Source organism: Nitrospirota bacterium, from assembly GCA_016195565.1.
In the GTDB taxonomy this organism is placed as follows: Bacteria; Nitrospirota; Thermodesulfovibrionia; order Thermodesulfovibrionales; family UBA1546; genus UBA1546.
Genome location: JACPZK010000017.1, coordinates 1 through 17,268, shown reverse-complemented (window position 1 = coordinate 17,268; position 17,268 = coordinate 1). Strand labels below are relative to the sequence as shown.

Here is a 17,268-nt window from a genome sequence, read left to right as displayed (position 1 = left end):
CTTTCAACTTTCAACTTAAAATTGTTTGTTCCCATATACCGCCCTTAACGCCTTTTTTCTCATTACCAGTTCTTTTGTCCTGTCAACGACTCTTCTGCTGTCTTCCCCTTTTGAAAGATTAAGAAGAATGCCTACTGCCGCCATATTCACGAGCAGAGCTGACCCCCCATAACTTATAAACGGCAAAGGAAGCCCCTTTGTAGGAATCATCCCTGTTACAACAGAGAAATTTATCAGCGCCTGAAGCGCAATCATTATTGAAAGGCCAAAAGACAGATAATATACAAAGCTGTCCTTAGCCTTGTTAGTCACGGCTATCCCCCTCACAAACAACATCACGAACAGCAAAATAATTACACCCGCGCCTATCAGTCCGAGTTCCTCGCCGACAAGCGAAAAAATAAAATCAGTATGGGTTTCAGGCAGGAATAACAGTTTTTGTTTGCTTTCACCAAGACCGACTCCTTTAATGCCTCCGCTGCCGAGGGCAATAAACGATTGTATAAGTTGAAAGCCGCTTCCCTGAGGGTCCTCCCATGGATTAAGGAAAGATGTAACACGCTTCCATCTGTACGGTTCTTGCACAAGCTTTACTATTACAGGAATTGCGAACACTGTTAGGGACAGCAGATATCTCATCCTTATGCCTGAAAAGAACAACATGGCAAGTGTAATAATACCGAGGCTTATAGCAGCGCCAAAGTCAGGCTGTTTGAGAAATATGGCCTGAAACACTGCCATAACTGCAATAGGTTTTGCAAAAGAGACAAAGCTGTCTGTCCTGTAATTATATGCCGACATATATTTAGCAAGGAATATAACCATTGAAAGTTTGACCAGCTCGGAAGGCTGAAAGGTTGACGGCCAGAGTCTTAACCATCTTTTTGCTCCGCCTGCCGATATTCCCATTCCCGGCACAAAGACAAGAACAAGAAGCAGAAAGGAAAATATAAGCAAAGGCACTGCTGTCTTATTCAGAGTCTCAGTCCTCAATCTGTAAGCGGAAAACATTGCCGCAAATCCGAGCAGCATCGTAAACAGATGCCTCTTAAAATAAAAAAACTGCGTCACATCTTTTTTTGACATGGCCGGGGATACAACTGCCGTTGAACTGTATATCATGAGCGCCCCCAGGCCCAGCAGGAAAAACGTGATTAACAAAAACCATCTGTCATACGTTTTATTCATCTCAGGATAAACCCTTCACAATCTTTTTAAACTGCTTTCCCCTGTCTTTGTAATCCCTGAACATATCAAAACTTGCGCATGCGGGAGAGAGGAGCACAACATCGCCTTTTGACGCTGATTTTCTGGCTAGCATCACAGCTTCTTCCAGATTATCCGCAAATATGGTCTCTGTCAGTCCGCCGAGAAATTCTTTTATTTTTTCCCTTGCCTCTCCGATGAGAACGAGTTTTTTTACTCTGCTTTTTATGAGAGAACTCAGAAGAGAAAAATCTCCGTCTTTGTCTCTTCCGCCTGCAATCAGGATTACAGGCCTTGAAAAACTCTCAAGCGACTTTACCACCGCATCCACATTCGTGCCTTTTGAGTCATTGATGTAATCCACGCCTTCAAATTCCCTGACAAGTTCAAGACGGTGTTCAAGCCCCTCAAAATCTTTTAAGGCGCTTACAACTGCCTCTGCCGGACATCCTGCAAGGAGAGCCATGGCCGAAGCAGCCATGGCATTCTCCATGTTGTGAACACCTTTAATGTTTATCTCATCAGCACGAATAAGTTGAGAGTTAAGAGTTAAGAGTGAAGAGTTGAAGTTAGAATAAATAACTCCGTCTTTAAAGTAGACCCCTTCTACCGCTTTCTTACGGCTGAAGAAATATACATCAGGTAATCTTGAATCTTGAATCTTGAATCTTGAATCGTATAATCTCATCGTTTCTATGTCATCCGCATTAAGGACCAGGAAATCTCCTTCCCTCTGGTTTGCGAATATCTGCGCCTTTGCGTCTTTGTATTTTTCCATTGAATGGTATCTGTCCATATGGTCAGGCGTGATATTGAGGATAGCTGCTCCGGCAGGCCTGAACATCTCTATTGCCTCCAGCTGAAAACTTGACACCTCAACGACCACGTAGTTAAGAGTTGAGAGTTGAGAGTTAAGAGTTATCAGAAAATCATCATCGGTTTTCTGACTTCTGACTAATCCAAATATCTCTTCTGTCAGGGCATTCCCTATATTCCCTCCCAGAATTGTCCTGAAGCCTCCTTTATTTAACATCTCGTTTAATAATGTTGTAGTGGTTGATTTCCCATTAGTCCCTGTTATTGCCAGAAATTTTGAACTTTGAATTTTGAACTTTGAATTTATCACTTGATACGCAAGTTCAAGTTCGCCGATAATCCTTATCCCCATCTCCTTTGCCTTCTTCAACGGCTGGATGTCAGGCGGCACACCGGGGCTTAGCACTATCATATCCACGCCTCGCAGTATCCCATCAGGATGCCCGCCAAGACTGAGCCTTACCGCAGGCAGAAGCCTTTCAACATATTTTATTAACGCTTCCTTTGGTTTACTGTCAGTAACCGTTACCTTTGCGCCAAAACGTGCAAGCAGATTTGAAGCGCCAACACCGCTCTCTGCAAGGCCGAAAACAAGTATATTCTTATCCTTTATTTCCATATGCCACGTTTTTAGCAATACCTTGATCCTTTGCTTTTTTGCTCTCCTTTGCAGGACTATCATTGTCCTTTTTAGTGGTCTTTGCCTTATTCAGCTTCTTTTTTGATGTAACTTTGGCAGACCTTTCTTTATCAGTTTTCTGATACGACTTTATTTTTGCAGTCTTCTTATAATCCGCCTTTGTGAAATAAACAACCGGCTGCTCATTGCTTGCAATAACGGCAAAACCTTTTGTTTCGAGCTTCTCTGCCTCATTCCATAAAAGCTCCCTGCTCTGCGCTCCAAGAAGAGCGACTATCACCAGCTCGCCTTCTTTTTCACCGGCGTACACAAAACAATGCCTTGCCGCTTTCGTATATCCTGTTTTGCCGCCGACTGCTCCGTTATCAGACCATAGAAGTTTGTTCGTATTTTCAAGGGCTATAGTCCTGCCCTGTTTCGTGGATATCTCTGCCTCTTTCTTGCCTATAATCTCTTTTATCACAGGATATTTAAGGGCATGTCTCATTATCTTTGAGAGGTCATATGCTGTTGTATGCTGGCCTTTCCCGGGAAGTCCTGTAGTATTTATAAACTTTGTATTGGATGCTCCGATTGCAATAGCCTTTCTGTTCATAAGCTGCACGAATTTTTTCTCCGAGCCGGCAACAACCTCTGCAAGCGCAAAGGCGGCGTCATTTGCCGACCTTATAAGCGCTGCGTAAAGAAGAGTCTCTACAGTCAAAGTCTCTCCTGCCCTCAGTTTAGTCTCCTTGAGCGAAGGCACATTCGCCGCTGCCTCGCTGATTGTCACTGTATCGCTCATCTTAGCCCTGTCAAGAACAACCATGGCAGTCACAAGTTTAGTTGTGCTTGCAGGAGGCAGTTTCAGATTTGGATTTTTTGCAAACAGGACCCTGCCTGTTGAAGCCTCCATAACAAATGCTGCCTTTGAGGAAATCTCATCAGCAAGGCAAGTTGAAAGTTGAAAGTGAAAAGTGAAAAGTGAAAAAAATAAAATGAAAAAAATTCTTTTCTTAACTTTTAACTCTAAACTCTTAACTCTTAACTTTGTTTTCATAATCACCTCAGCTTTAATGTTGCAAGGCTCAGAAGAGCCAGCATTATTCCGACTATCCAGAATCTGACTATAACTTTCGGTTCAGGCCATCCCTTGAGTTCAAAATGATGGTGTATTGGAGCCATCCTGAACATCCTCTTTCCTGTTAACTTGAACGCTGCGACCTGAAACACAACCGAGAGCGTCTCTATGACAAAAATTCCTCCCACAACCGCAAGCACTATCTCCTGTTTTGTTATTACAGCAAGCGTTCCGAGCACGCCGCCGAGAGACAGAGAGCCGACATCTCCCATAAACACATCCGCCGGATATGAGTTATACCAGAGGAAACCGAGAGATGCTCCAAGAATAGCGCCGCAAAATACAGTCAGCTCTCCTGTGCCCGGGATATAAAGAACCTGCAGGTATTGTGAAAATTTGAAATTGCCGGATATATAAACAAGTATCCCTGTGGCAAGCACCGAAATCCCGACAAGGCCCACAGCAAGGCCATCTATGCCGTCCGTGAGATTGACTGCATTGGAGGACCCTACGATAACAATAATAGAAAACGGCACATAGAACCATCCGAGATCAAAAAGCCATTTTTTAAAAAACGGAATGCTCAGAACATCATTGTAAGGGTCTTTAGGGTTCATGTAAATAAACATGCTTATCGCTAAGGCAAGAAGCGCCTGCGCCCCGAATTTATAACAGCCGCGCAGCCCTTTAGGATTTCTCTTTACAACCTTAAGATAATCATCGATAAAGCCTATCGTTCCGAAACCCACAAGAGAAAAAATCATTGTCAGTATATATTTATTGGTAAGGTCGCCCCACAGGAGAACGGTGACAAGTATAGAGATTATTATGAGGACTCCGCCCATCGTGGGGGTCCCTGTCTTGCCAAGATGCGTCTGAGGACCGTCATCTCTCACCTGTTGCGTTACACTGAACCTGCCGAGCCTTTTTATAACCTTCGGCCCGAGGATAAATGTAATAAGCATTGCCGTAAGAACTGCAAGCGCGCTCCTGAATGTTATATATCTGAAAACATTCAGCGGTGAAAACCATGTGTTCAGACTGTAAAGAAAATTATAAAGCATTCTCTGCCTCTTTATTTACCCCGTTTAGAGATACATCTCTAACGGGGTTTATTTCCAAAACTTTTTCCATCCCCATTCCCCTTGAACCCTTCACAACGATTGTGTCGCCTTCCCTGCAGAGCCCCGTCAGTATCCTTCCTGCTTCTTCCGAAGTAGAGACACTGAAGGACTGCCTTCCTGTTTTGACAAACTCTGAATGTGTTATAGCCATCAAAGGCCCGACCCCTATAAATATGTCTATCGGAAGCGCTGACATCCACTCTCCGATTTTTCTGTGCGCCTCCTCTGCATACGCTCCAAGTTCAAGCATATCCCCGAGAACAGCGATAGCCCTTCCTTTCTTCATCTGCCTGAGGCGGACAAGTTCTTTTATTGCCTCTTCCATTGATGCCGGGTTAGCATTATATACATCGCTTATAACTGTTGCTCCGAATAATTCCTTAATCTCAAGCCTCATAGGAACGCCTTTAAAAGATTCGAGCCCGGTTTTAATATCGCGAGGATCAATATTGAAGACCTGTCCTACAGCCGAAGCGGCAAGCGCATTATAGATATTAAAAGCTCCGGGTATATTCAATTTTATCTCTATGCAGTTACTTTCACCAAAACAGAGCAGAAAATCAGAGCCTCTATCCTTCATTCTGATATCTTTTGCAAATACATCAGCCTTATTCTCCATGCCGAATGTAATAACTTCGCCCTGATATCCTGAAACCCCATGCATAAGGAATGTGTCATCAGCTCTTACTACAACTTTTTTCACAGTATCAAGGAGTTCAAGCTTTGTATTTCTGACTGCTTCAAGACTCCCAAAACCCTCAAGATGTCCAGATCCTATGTTTGTCACAACACCGCAATCAGGAGCTGCAATCCCGCACAATTCTCTTATGTCTCCTGGAGAGCTCGCACCCATCTCAAGAACGCTAAATTCATCATCAGGACGAAGCTTTATAAGACTCAGGGGAAGGCCAATCTGATTATTGAGATTGCCTGTATTCTTATGAACCCTGTATTTTGTGCTCAGGATTGATGCTGTCAATTCTTTTGTCGTTGTCTTTCCGTTTGTCCCCGTTATGCCTATAACGGGAATATTGCTTCTCATGCGAACATAACGGGCGATATCCTGCAGCGCTCTGAGAGTGTTTTTCACATATATTATCGTCTTGCCTTTCAGGTGCTCTGCCGGAGGGAAATTCACCAGCGCTCCGCTTCCTCTTTCAAGCGCCTTATAAATAAAATCATGCCCGTCAAATCTTACGCCGCGCAATGCAACAAATATCTCTCCGTCTCCTATTGTCCGTGAATCTATGGATACGCCCGTAAACGGATGGAAGTTGCTGTTTTTATAGACAATGCGGCCGCCTGTTGCATTGATAACATCTTCAACTGTCAAAATCGCCATAATCTCCTTATCGCTTTCTCCGCTATCTCCATGTCGCTGAATTTATGCCTTAAGCCTTTTATCTCCTGATAATCCTCGTGGCCCTTTCCTGCAATCAGGAGTATATCGCCTTCTTCTGCAGCCTCCACCGCCTTTTGAATAGCCTTCTCCCTGTCGGGTTCAATTGTATAATTCATCCTCAATGCGCCCTTCTCTATCTCTTTTATTATCTCCATAGGTTCTTCGCTGCGTGGATTATCAGAGGTTATCACAACATAATCGCTCAGTTTTGTTGCTATCGCTGCCATTCGCGGCCTCTTTCCCCTGTCCCTGTCGCCGCCGCAGCCAAAGACAGTAATAATACGTGGACTGTTCGGAGTTCGGAGTTCGGAGTTTGAAAACTCCCGACTCCCGACTCCCGACTGTTTTATCAGTTCTCTGGCAGCGCATATCAGCCTTTCAAGCGCATCTTCTGTGTGAGCATAGTCAACTATGCAGAGAAAATTCTGTCCGAAGTCAACCTTTTGAAATCTTCCCTTTACAGAATCCATATTCTTTATTCCGCTTATTATCATATCCCACGGCACATTCAGGCTCACGGCAGCGCCTATGGCAGAGAGTATGTTGTAGACATTGTAAATACCTATAAGCGGAGACTGAACATTGTATGTCCTGCCGTTGAAATTAATATCAAACATAAGTCCGTCAAATGAGTTTTTAATATTCTCTGCAACAATATCCGCTCCTGCTTCAATGCCGTATGTCAGCACATCTTTAAGTCCGGAGTTCGGAGTTCGGAGTTCAGAGATTAATCTTCTTCCCCATATATCGTCAAAATTTATTACAGACGTCCCGTCTTTCAAAAGAAGTTCTTTAAACAGTCTTTCCTTTGCCCTGAAATATTCCTCCATCGTTATATGAAAATCCAGATGGTCTCTTGTAAGATTTGTGAAAACTGCAACACTGAAACCCGTATAGTCCACCCGCTTCTGAGCAAGCGCATGGGATGATACTTCTGTCACTACATGGCTGCACCCCGCTGAAACCATCTCGTTCAATACAGCCTGAAACTCAAGCGCCTCAGGCGTGGTATGAGGGGCGTCATAATGCCTGTCTTTCACGAGATAATTTATAGTGCCTATCAGCCCGGCATCTTTTCCCCATACCTCAAGAATGGACTTTATAAGATACGTTGCCGTTGTCTTTCCATTAGTTCCAGTTACGCCAATGACAGTCAACTTATCGGACGGCCTCTCATAAAAATTATTGGAAAGATACGCGAGAGACTTCCTGCTGTCACTGACTTTGATAGCTGTAAGCTGATAGCTGTCAGCTAAAAGCTTATTCTCATGTTCTTCATGCACTACTGCAACTGCGCCTTTCTTAACCGCATCACTGATAAAATCATGGCCGTCACACTTTTCGCCCTTTGCGGCAACAAAGACATCGCCTGCCTTGACCTTTCTTGAGTCATAGGCGATTCCCGTTATCTCAATATCCGTGCTGCCTGTCATCTCTTTTATCTCCATATCTTTTATAAGCGCCTTCAAGTTCATCTATCCCAGCTTTCATAAATGTTGTAACGGCTTAATTTGTCATTGCGAGCCGAAGGCGCGGCAATCTCTATAGGGAACAAGGATTGCTTCTTCGCTTCGCTCATCGCAATGACAGAACTGGAATCCTGCCTCTCCAACTCATCTCCTCTCAACCACCAAAATATTCTTTTCTCCGACATCTTCCCTCGGCACATTAAGATACGAAAGCGATTGTTTTGCAATCTCTTTAAAAACAGGAGCGGCAATAACCCCTCCGTAAATCTGCCCCTTCGGCTCATAAATAACAACAATCATTGCTATCATGGGATTGTCTGCAGGAACGAACCCGACAAATGAACCAACATATTTTTCCTTTGAATATCTCTTTGTCCTGGGGTCTATAATCTGCGCTGTCCCTGTTTTGCCTGCAACGTGATTGCCCTCAACAGAGGCGCTTTTGCCTGTCCCGCCTTCCTCTGCGACTGTCTTTAATATATCCTTAAATATTTCTGCTGTCTTTTTTGAGATAGCCCTCTTGTTTCCCTTGGAGTTGAATGAATACACAGGGACCTCATCCGGAGACCTTATTTCCGACACTACATGAGGTGTAACAAGAACGCCTCCGTTTGCTATCGCTGAGTAAGCCCTCAGAATCTGAAGCGGCGTAACTGCAACCTCCTGACCTATTGATATTGCTCCTATAGACCCGGCCGACCACTTTTCAGGCAGCCTTATCCAGCCTGATACTTCGCCAGGCAGGTCTATGCCTGTTTTTTCTCCAAAACCAAAGAGCTTTGCATACTTATATACATTTTCCTTTCCAAGCTGCATGCCTATCATTGTGCTGCCGACATTTGAAGACTTCTGTATCACCTCTTTGAATGTGAGCACGCCGTGTTTATGCGCGTCATGAATGACAGATCCGCCAATTGAAACAGCGCCCTTACTACAGTCAAATTTTGTGTCTAATTTTACAATCCCCTCTTCAATAGCTGCGGCGCCGACAATTATCTTGAAGGTAGAGCCCGGCTCATAAATGTCTGTTATGGCCCTGTTTCTTTTTTCAAAGTCCTTTGCATATGCTGCGGAATTTGGATCATAGGCAGGCCTGTTTGCAAATGCCAATAGCTCGCCTGTGAATGGATCCATCATTATTATGGTTGCGGCAGACGCCCGCCATTGCGCCATTGCATTATCAAGCTCTTTTTCAGCTATATACTGAAGCCCTTCATCTATTGTCAAAAACACATTGTTGCCTTTTGACTCTATATCCACGCCTGCAGAAAGCGTCCTGCCTCTTGCATCCCTCATAACAAGGATCTTTCCTCCGGGTGTTCTTAAAAATTTATTGTATTTTAGTTCAACGCCTTCAAGCGCCTGATTATCAATGCCAACAGCGCCGATAACGTGAGAAGCAAGCTTGCCTTTCGGATAAAATCTCTTTGCATCGGGCATAAAACCAAGCCCTTTTATATCCATTTTTTTTATTTTTTCCGCTGTTTCAGTATTAAGCTTTCTTTCCACCCAGACAAACCTACCCTTGGAAGAAAACTTTGCAAGCATTGCCTCGGGCTTTTTCCCTATAACTCCTGAAATGTCATAAGCCGCAGTCTGCGGAGAGACCATTGCTGCAGGGTCGCAAAACAATGACTCCACCTCAAGATTCACCCCAAGCTCCCTTCCCCTTCTGTCAAATATCAATCCGCGCCTTACCTGTATATCCTCTTGTTTGATTTGTTGTATCCTGGCCCTCTCGGAAAACCTGCCGTGGTTAAGTACCATCAAATCCACAAGACGCAAAAATACCGCAACAAAACCAAAGATTATTGCGGTATTAAGAATTATCGCTCTTTTCCTCATTCATCCCTTCTTAATTACAGGCTAAGGCCCTGACAACTGCCTCCCCTCTAAAGATGCCTTGAACGGGGTGTTCTTCCCATCCTTTTTCACATAGACTACTTTTATCCTGTCAGGGAAAACCAAAGCCCCGAGCCGCTCGGGGCTGCCCTTGCTTTTAACGCTCTGTATTGACAGAAGGCCTGCCTTTTCTGCCATCAGAGTCTTTCTGTCCCTGAGGATTTCCATCCTCCTGTGGTCCAGCGCGGCAATACCGTATTCTGCGGTCCTTACACTGGACCTCAGCCATACAATTGAGAAGATGCCGAACAAAATAAGCGCTACAGACAGAGGGACCAGGAAGAAAGAAAAAATACCGCTTCGGTTCACATGACTCATATTTTTTCCGCTCCTCTTAATTTTGCGCTCCTCGCTGACGGATTGAATCTTACTTCTTCGTCTGAAGGGGCCATGGGTTTTTTGGTTAACATCCTTAATCCACCCTGTTTATGTCCATCCCTTATAAAGTTCTTTACTATCCTGTCCTCAAGCGAATGATATGAAATAACACACAGCCTGCCTCCGCTCTTAAGAATGCCTGCCGCCTCATTAAGCCCTTTTCTGAGTTCATTGAGTTCATCATTCACAGCAATCCTCAACGCCTGAAAGGTCTTTGTTGCAGGATGATGCTTCCCCCTTTTCCTGTAAACCCTGTAAACAATATCTGACAGTTCAGCGCAGGTATCTATTTTCTTTTCGGCCCTGTAATCAATAACTGACCTTGCTATTTTCCGTGAGAGTTTTTCTTCGCCGTACTCCCACAAAATTCTGCTTATCTCTTTTTCAGGATATTTATTGACAATGTACGCTGCTGTAATTTCCTGTTCCCTGTCCATCCTCATATCCAAAGGCTCTTCTGAAAAAAAACTGAAACCTCTTTCAGCGGTCTTGAGATGAAACATGGATGTGCCGAGGTCCAATAAAATCCCGTCCACTTCTGAAATGCCTGCTTCCGCAGTTAGCCTGCTGATATCAGAAAATTTCCCCTTCTTCAAGGTAAGCCTGCTATCGGGAATTCTTTTCATTGCCATATCCAGAGCCTCTTCATCCCTGTCAATGCCGAGAAGCCTTCCATTGCCGATATGCCTGAGTATTTCTTCTGCGTGACCGCCAAGCCCGGCTGTTGCATCAACATATACTCCCCCTGATACTGGTTTCAGCAACATAACCACCTCCCTTAACATCACAGGGAGATGAATAACCTTCACACTCACCGCCTCTAAAGCCCGTAGCTTACAAGTCTTTGTTCAACAGCCTTTTTGTCTATCTTCGCAGGGTCCACCATTGCATCCCATTCTTTCCTGTCCCAGAGTTCTATCTTGTCTATTTGTCCGACAACAACTATCTCTCCGTTTATGCCTGAGTCCTCTCTGTGAGCAACAGGAATAAGCACTCTCCCCTGCTTATCCAGTTCAATCTCAACAGCGGATGCAATAACCTTTCTCATGAAAAACTTTACTGCCTCATCCATCTTTGGCATGGCCCTCACCCTTTCTTCAAGCCTGTTCCATTCCTCTTGCGGGTATAAATGAAGGCACTTATCAAAAGCAGCATTGACGACGTAAAGTTTCGGGCTGTAATTAGCGGAAATAATTTCCCTGAAAGGCGCAGGTATGATGATTCTGCCCTTTGAGTCTACCGAATAGTAATATTTTCCCGAAAAAGAAGGCATCTTCCCTCCACCTTCTACCACTTTTTACCACTAATATAGGGGTTAAGGGGGGGCTTGTCAAGAAAAAAATTAATAAAATTAAGTGGTGTCTATATTTTGTGCCTGTGGAGGGCAGCCACCACTATATAGTGTTGCGAGAGGATTATTGCTAAATGAATTTTTCTACTTGAATATAACAACGATGAGGAAAAATTAAAGCCTGAACTATGAATCGCTTTTTTATAAACTTCTACAAGTTACTCTCCTCGGCAAGTCATGGACCGAATTAGTGAGCATGTACAACTGATAACAAAGCTCATGGATAGCGTGGCAGTTTCGCGCTATCCATGAGCTTTGGCGTTGCATGGTAAGCTGTGCTTAAAGAAAACAATCAGCGCCTTCACACCTGCAGAGCCTTTTTTGATTCAAATTCTTTTACGAGCGCCTCTATCTCTACGGCGTCTAATGTCTCTTTTTCAAGAAGCGCCTTTGCAAGGGCGTCAAGGAAATCAAAATTCTCAGAAACAATAGCCTTTGCCCTTTCATACGCTTCAATGACTAAGCGTTTTACCTCTTCGTCAATGTCCGTAGCAGTCTTTTCGCTGTAGTCTTTATGTTTTGCTATCTCTCTTCCGAGGAATATCTGCTCGTCTTTCTTGCCGAATGTCAACGGCCCGAGCTTTTCGCTCATGCCCCATTCCGTAACCATCCGCCTTGCAAGCTCGGTAGCTCGTTCAAGGTCATTGCCTGCGCCTGTGGTCATATGCTTTAAGGCAATCTCTTCAGCCGCCCTTCCGCCAAGAAGAACTGTAAGCGCCTTTAAGAGATAGTCCTTTGAATATGTGTATCTGTCGTCTATAGGAAGCTGCTGTGTTACGCCGAGCGCCCTTCCGCGGGGAATGATGCTCACCTTATGTATAGGGTCAGTTCCCGGAGTAAGCTTTGCCACAAGCGTATGCCCTGCCTCATGATAAGCAGTGTTCTTCTTTTCTTCCTCGCTTATTATCATGCTCTTCCGCTCAACACCCATGAGAACTTTATCCTTTGCGAACTCAAAATCAGACATATCAACATTGCTCTTTGATTTCCTTGCGGCAAGAAGCGCAGCCTCATTTACAAGATTCGCAAGGTCAGCGCCTGTAAATCCGGGCGTCCCTCTCGCAATAACCTCAAGGTTAACGTTTTCATCTAACGGTATATTCTTGGTATGCACCTTTATTATCTCGAGCCTTCCCTTAACATCAGGCACAGGCACGACAACCTGCCTGTCAAATCTGCCCGGCCTTAGAAGCGCCGGATCAAGCACATCAGGCCTGTTAGTGGCTGCAAGTATTATCACGCCCGCGTTCCCTTCAAAACCATCCATCTCAACCAACAGCTGATTTAATGTCTGTTCTCTTTCGTCATGCCCGCCGCCGATCCCTGCTCCCCTGTGGCGGCCGACAGCGTCTATCTCATCAATAAAGATTATGCACGGCGCGCTTTTCTTTGCCTGTTCAAATAAATCCCTCACTCGTGATGCGCCGACTCCTACAAACATCTCGACAAAGTCAGAGCCTGATATTGAAAAGAACGGAACTCCGGCTTCTCCTGCAATTGCCTTTGCAAGCAGGGTCTTTCCTGTGCCCGGAGCGCCTACAAGGAGCACGCCCTTGGGTATCTTGCCTCCGAGTTTTGAAAATTTCTGGGGCGACTTGAGAAAATCTATTACCTCCTGAACCTCTTCTTTTGCTTCTTCTACCCCCGCCACATCGGCAAAGGTTATCTTTACAGCCTTATCAGACACCAGCTTTGCCTTGCTTTTCCCGAAGGACAGCGCCTTATTTCCTCCTGTCTGCATCTGCCGCATAAAGAATATCCATATGAGCACAAGAAATATTATAGGCCCCCACGAAAAGAAGAAATTCACATACCACGGATTCTGGTCAGGAGGCTTTGCGGTAATCTTCACTCCTTTTGCCTTCAAATCCTTCACAAGGTCAGGGTATACGGCCAGATATGTTTTAAACTTTTTCCCGTCCCTCAAACGTCCTGTTACATAGTTTTCCGTTATAACAACCTCTTCAACGCTCCCTGCGTCAAGCTTTGCTATGAATTCGGAGAATATCATTTCCTCTTCAACCTTCTTCGGCGCATTCAGGAGATTAAAGAGGAGTATTGTCATCACTATCATCAGCATCCAGACAAAGACATTTCTATACTTGTTCAAACCTTCCTCCTTGAATATATTCCCGATATTTTACCACATTATCTAAAAGCTCAGCACGTCATCAATTTTCACAATACTCTTCTGAACTTCCACCAGCTTCTTAATCCCGTCTCCGGCCAGGTCTATAAGCCTGTCATGTATCTTTCTTGAAAATGGGATTCCCTCTGCCGTGCCCTGCACCTCAACAAAATTCCCGCTGCCTGTCATAACGACATTCATATCAACCTCTGCCATGGAATCCTCGGCATAACTCAGGTCCAGAACAGGCTGTCCATTCACAATGCCTACGCTGACAGCCGCAAGATAATCTTTTAACGGCATCCTTTCCAGTATCCCGGTTTTAAGAGCATTTCTGAGCGCATCCGCAAGACAGATAAATGCGCCTGTTATGCTCACTGTCCTTGTACTGCCGTCCGCCTCTATTACATCGCAGTCTATCCATACCGTCCTTTCACCGAGCATGCCAAGGTCCACAACTGACCTTAATGCCCTTCCTATAAGCCTCTGTATCTCGTGCGTCCTTCCTCCAATCCTTCCCGTGCTTGACTCGCGCACTATCCTGGTATGAGACGACTTCGGCAGCATTGAATACTCTGCGGTTACCCATCCTTTTTTCTGATCCTTCAGGAACTGAGGGACTTTTTCTTCTATTGACGCCGTGCAGATAACCCTGGTGTTTCCCATCTCAATAAGCACAGAGCCGTCCGCTGTCCCTACAAATCCCCTTGTGATTTTCAATTTTCTCAAGTCTGTGTTTGCTCTATTGTCAATCCTCATCTATCCTCCAAATTTATATTTCTATCTTTTCTATATGTTCTATTTTCTGCTGAAGAAATCTTTCTCCTACTTTTACAAACCGCTCAGGAGAATCGGTGACATAAAATTCCCTTAATGGTTTTTCCTTCAGTTTTCTCTCCATGCCGTATTTTTTTAATGTCCCGGCTGTTCTCTTAGCTGTCTCAACAGCAGAATCAATAAGCCTTATATCAGAGCCTATAACCTCTGAAATAACCTTCTTAAGCAGGGGGTAATGCGTGCATCCCAAAACAAGCGTATCCACGCCCTTTTCTTTCACTTCTCTTAAGTATTTTTCCGCAACCAGCATTGCAATTTCTCCTTCTGTCCACCCTTCCTCAACCAGAGGGACAAAGAGAGGGCATGAAAATCCGAATACCTGCACACTGCCGTCAATCGCTTCTATTGCCTTCTTATATGCGCTGCTTCTGATAGTCGCCTCCGTTCCTATTACGCCGATTTTTTTATTCCTCGTGCTCTTTACAGCCTCGCTCGCGCCCGGCTCTATAACGCCGATAACCGGAACAGACACGCTTTTCCTTATTGCTTCAAGACTGACAGAGGATGCGGTATTGCACGCAACAACAAGAAGTTTTATGCCCTTTGACGCGAGAAACTGCGCATTCTCAAAAGAATACCTTGTCACGGTTTCGGATGACCTTATACCGTAAGGCACTCTCGCTGTATCTCCGAGGTATATTGTGTTTTCATCCGGCAATACCCTGAATATTTCCTTGAGGGCAGTAAGCCCGCCCACTCCGGAATCAAAGACTCCTATAGGACTGTTGTTATTTATCTCATTCATCGGGAGCTAAGATTATTCTCCTTGTCTCCTGTTCGCCTCAGCGAATCAGACAAGTCTGAAGAAACTATATCCTTTAACGGATAAGAAAGATATAAATGCCCTCCGAGGCTTTCCATTTCTCTCCCCTCAATCAATATTTTCACATCAGTTATATCATATACATTAGATATAAGGCTCTCATATAACCCTCTCAGCAGCAGAAACTCTGCTGCCGCATCACCGCCAAAGTTTCTCCTGAATTCATCTGACAGGTCCACATAGAGCATACCGTCATCACCCCTGTATAAACCTATAAGCTTTGTATCTTTGGGTATTTCCGAAACGCTTACGTTAACAGGGCCTTTAAGAAATTCGCTTATCACCGCCTCTGCAACCGTCATCTGAATTGTCTTTTTCTGCGCCTTCCTCTCCTCCATCTGCAATCTTCCGTTCACAGGATAGTAAATCCTGAGAGTAAACATGTCTTCCACTGTGCTGATGGATCTTTCTTCTGTCACTTTCTCAGGCCTCGCCTGCGAAGGAAACTTTTTTGAGAAATAAAAATAGCCTCCTGTCATGCCTGCCGCAAAAAGCAGGAGGAAGGCCGGTATCCACAAATATTTTTTACTGGCCATAATAAGAAAATCCTTTTATGATTGCCTCCGCAAGCCTTGCGCGGGTCTTCTGGTCATAATTCATAACCTTAAATGACGGAATTTCTATTAAGACAGCAGGCGCGGCCGCAGAATTAAGTATCGGCAGGGGCATCTCTCTTCGTATGACATTAAGATTAAATTCCTCTTTTACTGCCTTTGCTATTCCATCGCCAAGCGCCCTGCTTTTCTGCAAATATTTTTGCTGTCTCAAACTTAACGAGTACAAAGCCACGGCAGGGTCATAACCTGCATCGCTGATCTTTGGAACGTATAAAGCAAAGCCCTCTCCTGATGAAACATGGATGCTTACAAATATTTCAGCGAATTTCTGGTTTGTGAACACTGCCCTGTCTTTGATAGACATAAACTGGTCACTCTTCCTCGTAAGAAAAACCTTTTTGCCCTTCTTTATAAGCAAACTTTCAATCTCCCTCGCAATAGAAAGAACAATATCCTTTTCTTTAAGATCAGCGCCTGCAATGCCGAAATCATATCCTCCATGCCCCGGATCAATGACATAAATTTTCTGCGCCGGCACAACATCCGGCTGCGGTTTTATATCTGCCGCCGCCTTTGGCGCTATGTCTATCACAAACCTCGCAGGAGAAGAAAGCCTCAAAACTTTTATATCGAAAGGCTCCTTAAGATTAACGGTCAAGATTCTTTCCTTTATGGAAGTATCCAGATTAATGCCTTTTCTGGAAGCGATGTTAAAAGCTGAAGGGAACTCAATATTGAGCTGCAGGCCTGATACAGCGGCATTTGCCTTCTTCAGGAATGCTTCTTCAGACTCAAATACAAGGCGAAGAACTCCGTCCTGTTTGCTTATCCTCATATTTACATCAGTCTTCGGCTGAGCAAAAGCGGCGGCAGCCATCACAAAAAAGACTATTGCGATAAACACTGATTTTTTCATAGCATATACATTTTCCATATATGGAGGATGTTTTGCAACCTTCAGCAAAGTCAAGTTGACTTGTTCAGGCAATATCAATTATTTTATATACTTAGATTTAGAGTTAAGAGTTTAAAGTTAGGAGTTAAGAGTTTAACTTTTAATTTCTAACTTTTAACTTTTTACTTGTTTTGGGGAGTCGTCCAACGGCAGGACGGCAGCCTCTGGAGCTGTTTATAGGGGTTCGAATCCTCTCTCCCCAGTAAAAACAAAGTTAGAAGTTGAAAGTTAAAAGTGAAAAGTTTTAAAACTCTTAACTCCTAACTTTTAACTCTAAACTTCTGAGTATGGTCCCATCGTCTAGTCCGGTCTAGGACGTGGCCCTCTCAAGGCTAAAACACGGGTTCGAATCCCGTTGGGACCGCCAACAGAAGATGCTGCAACAGAGATTTTATCCGCCTGAGGCGGATTCATCTTATCTTCAGCCCCTCGGAAAATGGGAAAAATGGAAAAATGGGACGGTTCTATTTTTCATCATCTTCATCCTTTCTTGGCCTCCCTTTCGGCTTTATCACTGCTTCAACTTTATATTTCTTAGTCACCTTTTCTATAAAATCTTCACTGCCGTATAACACCCTTTTATTCATCTCGCCTTTCATTGCTTCTTTCTCCTTAATCAT

Annotated in this window: 15 protein-coding genes and 2 tRNA genes; 2 read left to right on the top strand and 15 right to left on the bottom strand. The window is 44.3% G+C overall.

Annotated elements, in window-relative coordinates; all coding sequences use genetic code 11:
- Positions 1 to 15: 15 nt before the first annotated feature.
- The 15 genes from ftsW to HY035_05600 all read right to left on the bottom strand — a co-directional run bounded on the left by ftsW (position 16) and on the right by HY035_05600 (position 16,627).
- On the bottom strand, positions 16 to 1,188 hold the full coding sequence (gene ftsW, locus HY035_05670; protein MBI3377874.1) for a putative lipid II flippase FtsW: 1,173 nt from the start codon (positions 1,186 to 1,188) through the stop codon (positions 16 to 18).
- 1 nt (position 1,189) lies between these two features.
- Entirely contained in the window at positions 1,190 to 2,641 is a 1,452-nt protein-coding gene (murD, locus tag HY035_05665; GenBank protein MBI3377873.1) for a UDP-N-acetylmuramoyl-L-alanine--D-glutamate ligase, read from the bottom strand.
- Complete coding sequence (locus HY035_05660) at positions 2,625 to 3,701, bottom strand: D-alanyl-D-alanine carboxypeptidase (protein ID MBI3377872.1); 1,077 nt, start codon at positions 3,699 to 3,701, stop codon at positions 2,625 to 2,627. The genes murD and HY035_05660 overlap by 17 nt, the downstream gene beginning before the upstream one ends.
- A 2-nt stretch (positions 3,702 to 3,703) precedes the next feature.
- The gene (locus tag HY035_05655; GenBank protein ID MBI3377871.1) at positions 3,704 to 4,786 is read right to left on the bottom strand and encodes a phospho-N-acetylmuramoyl-pentapeptide-transferase; all 1,083 of its coding nucleotides are present in this window, start codon (positions 4,784 to 4,786) and stop codon (positions 3,704 to 3,706) included.
- Positions 4,776 to 6,188 carry a UDP-N-acetylmuramoyl-tripeptide--D-alanyl-D-alanine ligase gene (locus HY035_05650; protein MBI3377870.1) on the bottom strand — a complete coding sequence of 471 codons (1,413 nt, stop codon included), beginning with the start codon at positions 6,186 to 6,188 and terminating at the stop codon, positions 4,776 to 4,778. The genes HY035_05655 and HY035_05650 overlap by 11 nt, the downstream gene beginning before the upstream one ends.
- Positions 6,176 to 7,723, bottom strand: coding sequence for a UDP-N-acetylmuramoyl-L-alanyl-D-glutamate--2,6-diaminopimelate ligase (locus HY035_05645; protein MBI3377869.1), 1,548 nt, complete (start codon positions 7,721 to 7,723; stop codon positions 6,176 to 6,178). Before HY035_05645 ends, HY035_05650 begins: the two co-directional genes overlap by 13 nt.
- Before the next feature lie 138 nt (positions 7,724 to 7,861).
- Complete coding sequence (locus HY035_05640) at positions 7,862 to 9,562, bottom strand: penicillin-binding protein 2 (protein MBI3377868.1); 1,701 nt, start codon at positions 9,560 to 9,562, stop codon at positions 7,862 to 7,864.
- Between the two features lie 21 nt (positions 9,563 to 9,583).
- Positions 9,584 to 9,937, bottom strand: coding sequence for a hypothetical protein (locus HY035_05635; protein ID MBI3377867.1), 354 nt, complete (start codon positions 9,935 to 9,937; stop codon positions 9,584 to 9,586).
- Positions 9,934 to 10,812 carry a 16S rRNA (cytosine(1402)-N(4))-methyltransferase RsmH gene (rsmH, locus tag HY035_05630; GenBank protein MBI3377866.1) on the bottom strand — a complete coding sequence of 293 codons (879 nt, stop codon included), beginning with the start codon at positions 10,810 to 10,812 and terminating at the stop codon, positions 9,934 to 9,936. Before rsmH ends, HY035_05635 begins: the two co-directional genes overlap by 4 nt.
- Before the next feature lie 5 nt (positions 10,813 to 10,817).
- Positions 10,818 to 11,270, bottom strand: a complete 453-nt coding sequence (gene mraZ, locus HY035_05625; GenBank protein ID MBI3377865.1) for a division/cell wall cluster transcriptional repressor MraZ — start codon at positions 11,268 to 11,270, stop codon at positions 10,818 to 10,820.
- Between the two features lie 379 nt (positions 11,271 to 11,649).
- On the bottom strand, positions 11,650 to 13,428 hold the full coding sequence (locus HY035_05620; GenBank protein MBI3377864.1) for an ATP-dependent metallopeptidase FtsH/Yme1/Tma family protein: 1,779 nt from the start codon (positions 13,426 to 13,428) through the stop codon (positions 11,650 to 11,652).
- Positions 13,429 to 13,500: 72 nt separating this feature from the next.
- Positions 13,501 to 14,235, bottom strand: a complete 735-nt coding sequence (gene rph, locus HY035_05615) for a ribonuclease PH (GenBank protein ID MBI3377863.1) — start codon at positions 14,233 to 14,235, stop codon at positions 13,501 to 13,503.
- Between the two features lie 13 nt (positions 14,236 to 14,248).
- Positions 14,249 to 15,058, bottom strand: a complete 810-nt coding sequence (locus HY035_05610) for a glutamate racemase (GenBank protein ID MBI3377862.1) — start codon at positions 15,056 to 15,058, stop codon at positions 14,249 to 14,251.
- Positions 15,055 to 15,672: a GerMN domain-containing protein gene (locus tag HY035_05605; GenBank protein MBI3377861.1), complete on the bottom strand. Its 618-nt coding sequence runs from the start codon at positions 15,670 to 15,672 to the stop codon at positions 15,055 to 15,057. The genes HY035_05610 and HY035_05605 overlap by 4 nt, the downstream gene beginning before the upstream one ends.
- Entirely contained in the window at positions 15,662 to 16,627 is a 966-nt protein-coding gene (locus HY035_05600; protein MBI3377860.1) for an N-acetylmuramoyl-L-alanine amidase, read from the bottom strand. The genes HY035_05605 and HY035_05600 overlap by 11 nt, the downstream gene beginning before the upstream one ends.
- A gap of 153 nt (positions 16,628 to 16,780) precedes the next feature.
- On the opposite strand from HY035_05600, the gene HY035_05595 reads away from it, so the two are divergent.
- Together HY035_05595 and HY035_05590 are read left to right on the top strand one after the other, a co-directional pair.
- A tRNA-Gln gene (locus HY035_05595) sits at positions 16,781 to 16,851 on the top strand.
- Positions 16,852 to 16,937: 86 nt separating this feature from the next.
- Positions 16,938 to 17,015, top strand: a tRNA-Glu gene (locus HY035_05590).
- Positions 17,016 to 17,268 lie beyond the last annotated feature (253 nt).

Excerpts from the sequence above, each read along its gene's own strand:
- ftsW (MBI3377874.1), bottom strand. The coding sequence starts at position 1,188 with ATGAATAAAACGTATGACAGATGGTTTTTGTTAATCACGTTTTTCCTG.
- murD (MBI3377873.1), bottom strand. The coding sequence starts at position 2,641 with ATGGAAATAAAGGATAAGAATATACTTGTTTTCGGCCTTGCAGAGAGC.
- HY035_05660 (MBI3377872.1), bottom strand. The coding sequence starts at position 3,701 with ATGAAAACAAAGTTAAGAGTTAAGAGTTTAGAGTTAAAAGTTAAGAAA.
- HY035_05655 (MBI3377871.1), bottom strand. The coding sequence starts at position 4,786 with ATGCTTTATAATTTTCTTTACAGTCTGAACACATGGTTTTCACCGCTG.
- HY035_05650 (MBI3377870.1), bottom strand. The coding sequence starts at position 6,188 with ATGGCGATTTTGACAGTTGAAGATGTTATCAATGCAACAGGCGGCCGC.
- HY035_05645 (MBI3377869.1), bottom strand. The coding sequence starts at position 7,723 with ATGAACTTGAAGGCGCTTATAAAAGATATGGAGATAAAAGAGATGACA.
- HY035_05640 (MBI3377868.1), bottom strand. The coding sequence starts at position 9,562 with ATGAGGAAAAGAGCGATAATTCTTAATACCGCAATAATCTTTGGTTTT.
- HY035_05635 (MBI3377867.1), bottom strand. The coding sequence starts at position 9,937 with ATGAGTCATGTGAACCGAAGCGGTATTTTTTCTTTCTTCCTGGTCCCT.
- mraZ (MBI3377865.1), bottom strand. The coding sequence starts at position 11,270 with ATGCCTTCTTTTTCGGGAAAATATTACTATTCGGTAGACTCAAAGGGC.
- HY035_05620 (MBI3377864.1), bottom strand. The coding sequence starts at position 13,428 with ATGCTGATGATAGTGATGACAATACTCCTCTTTAATCTCCTGAATGCG.
- rph (MBI3377863.1), bottom strand. The coding sequence starts at position 14,235 with ATGAGGATTGACAATAGAGCAAACACAGACTTGAGAAAATTGAAAATC.
- HY035_05610 (MBI3377862.1), bottom strand. The coding sequence starts at position 15,058 with ATGAATGAGATAAATAACAACAGTCCTATAGGAGTCTTTGATTCCGGA.
- HY035_05605 (MBI3377861.1), bottom strand. The coding sequence starts at position 15,672 with ATGGCCAGTAAAAAATATTTGTGGATACCGGCCTTCCTCCTGCTTTTT.
- HY035_05600 (MBI3377860.1), bottom strand. The coding sequence starts at position 16,627 with ATGGAAAATGTATATGCTATGAAAAAATCAGTGTTTATCGCAATAGTC.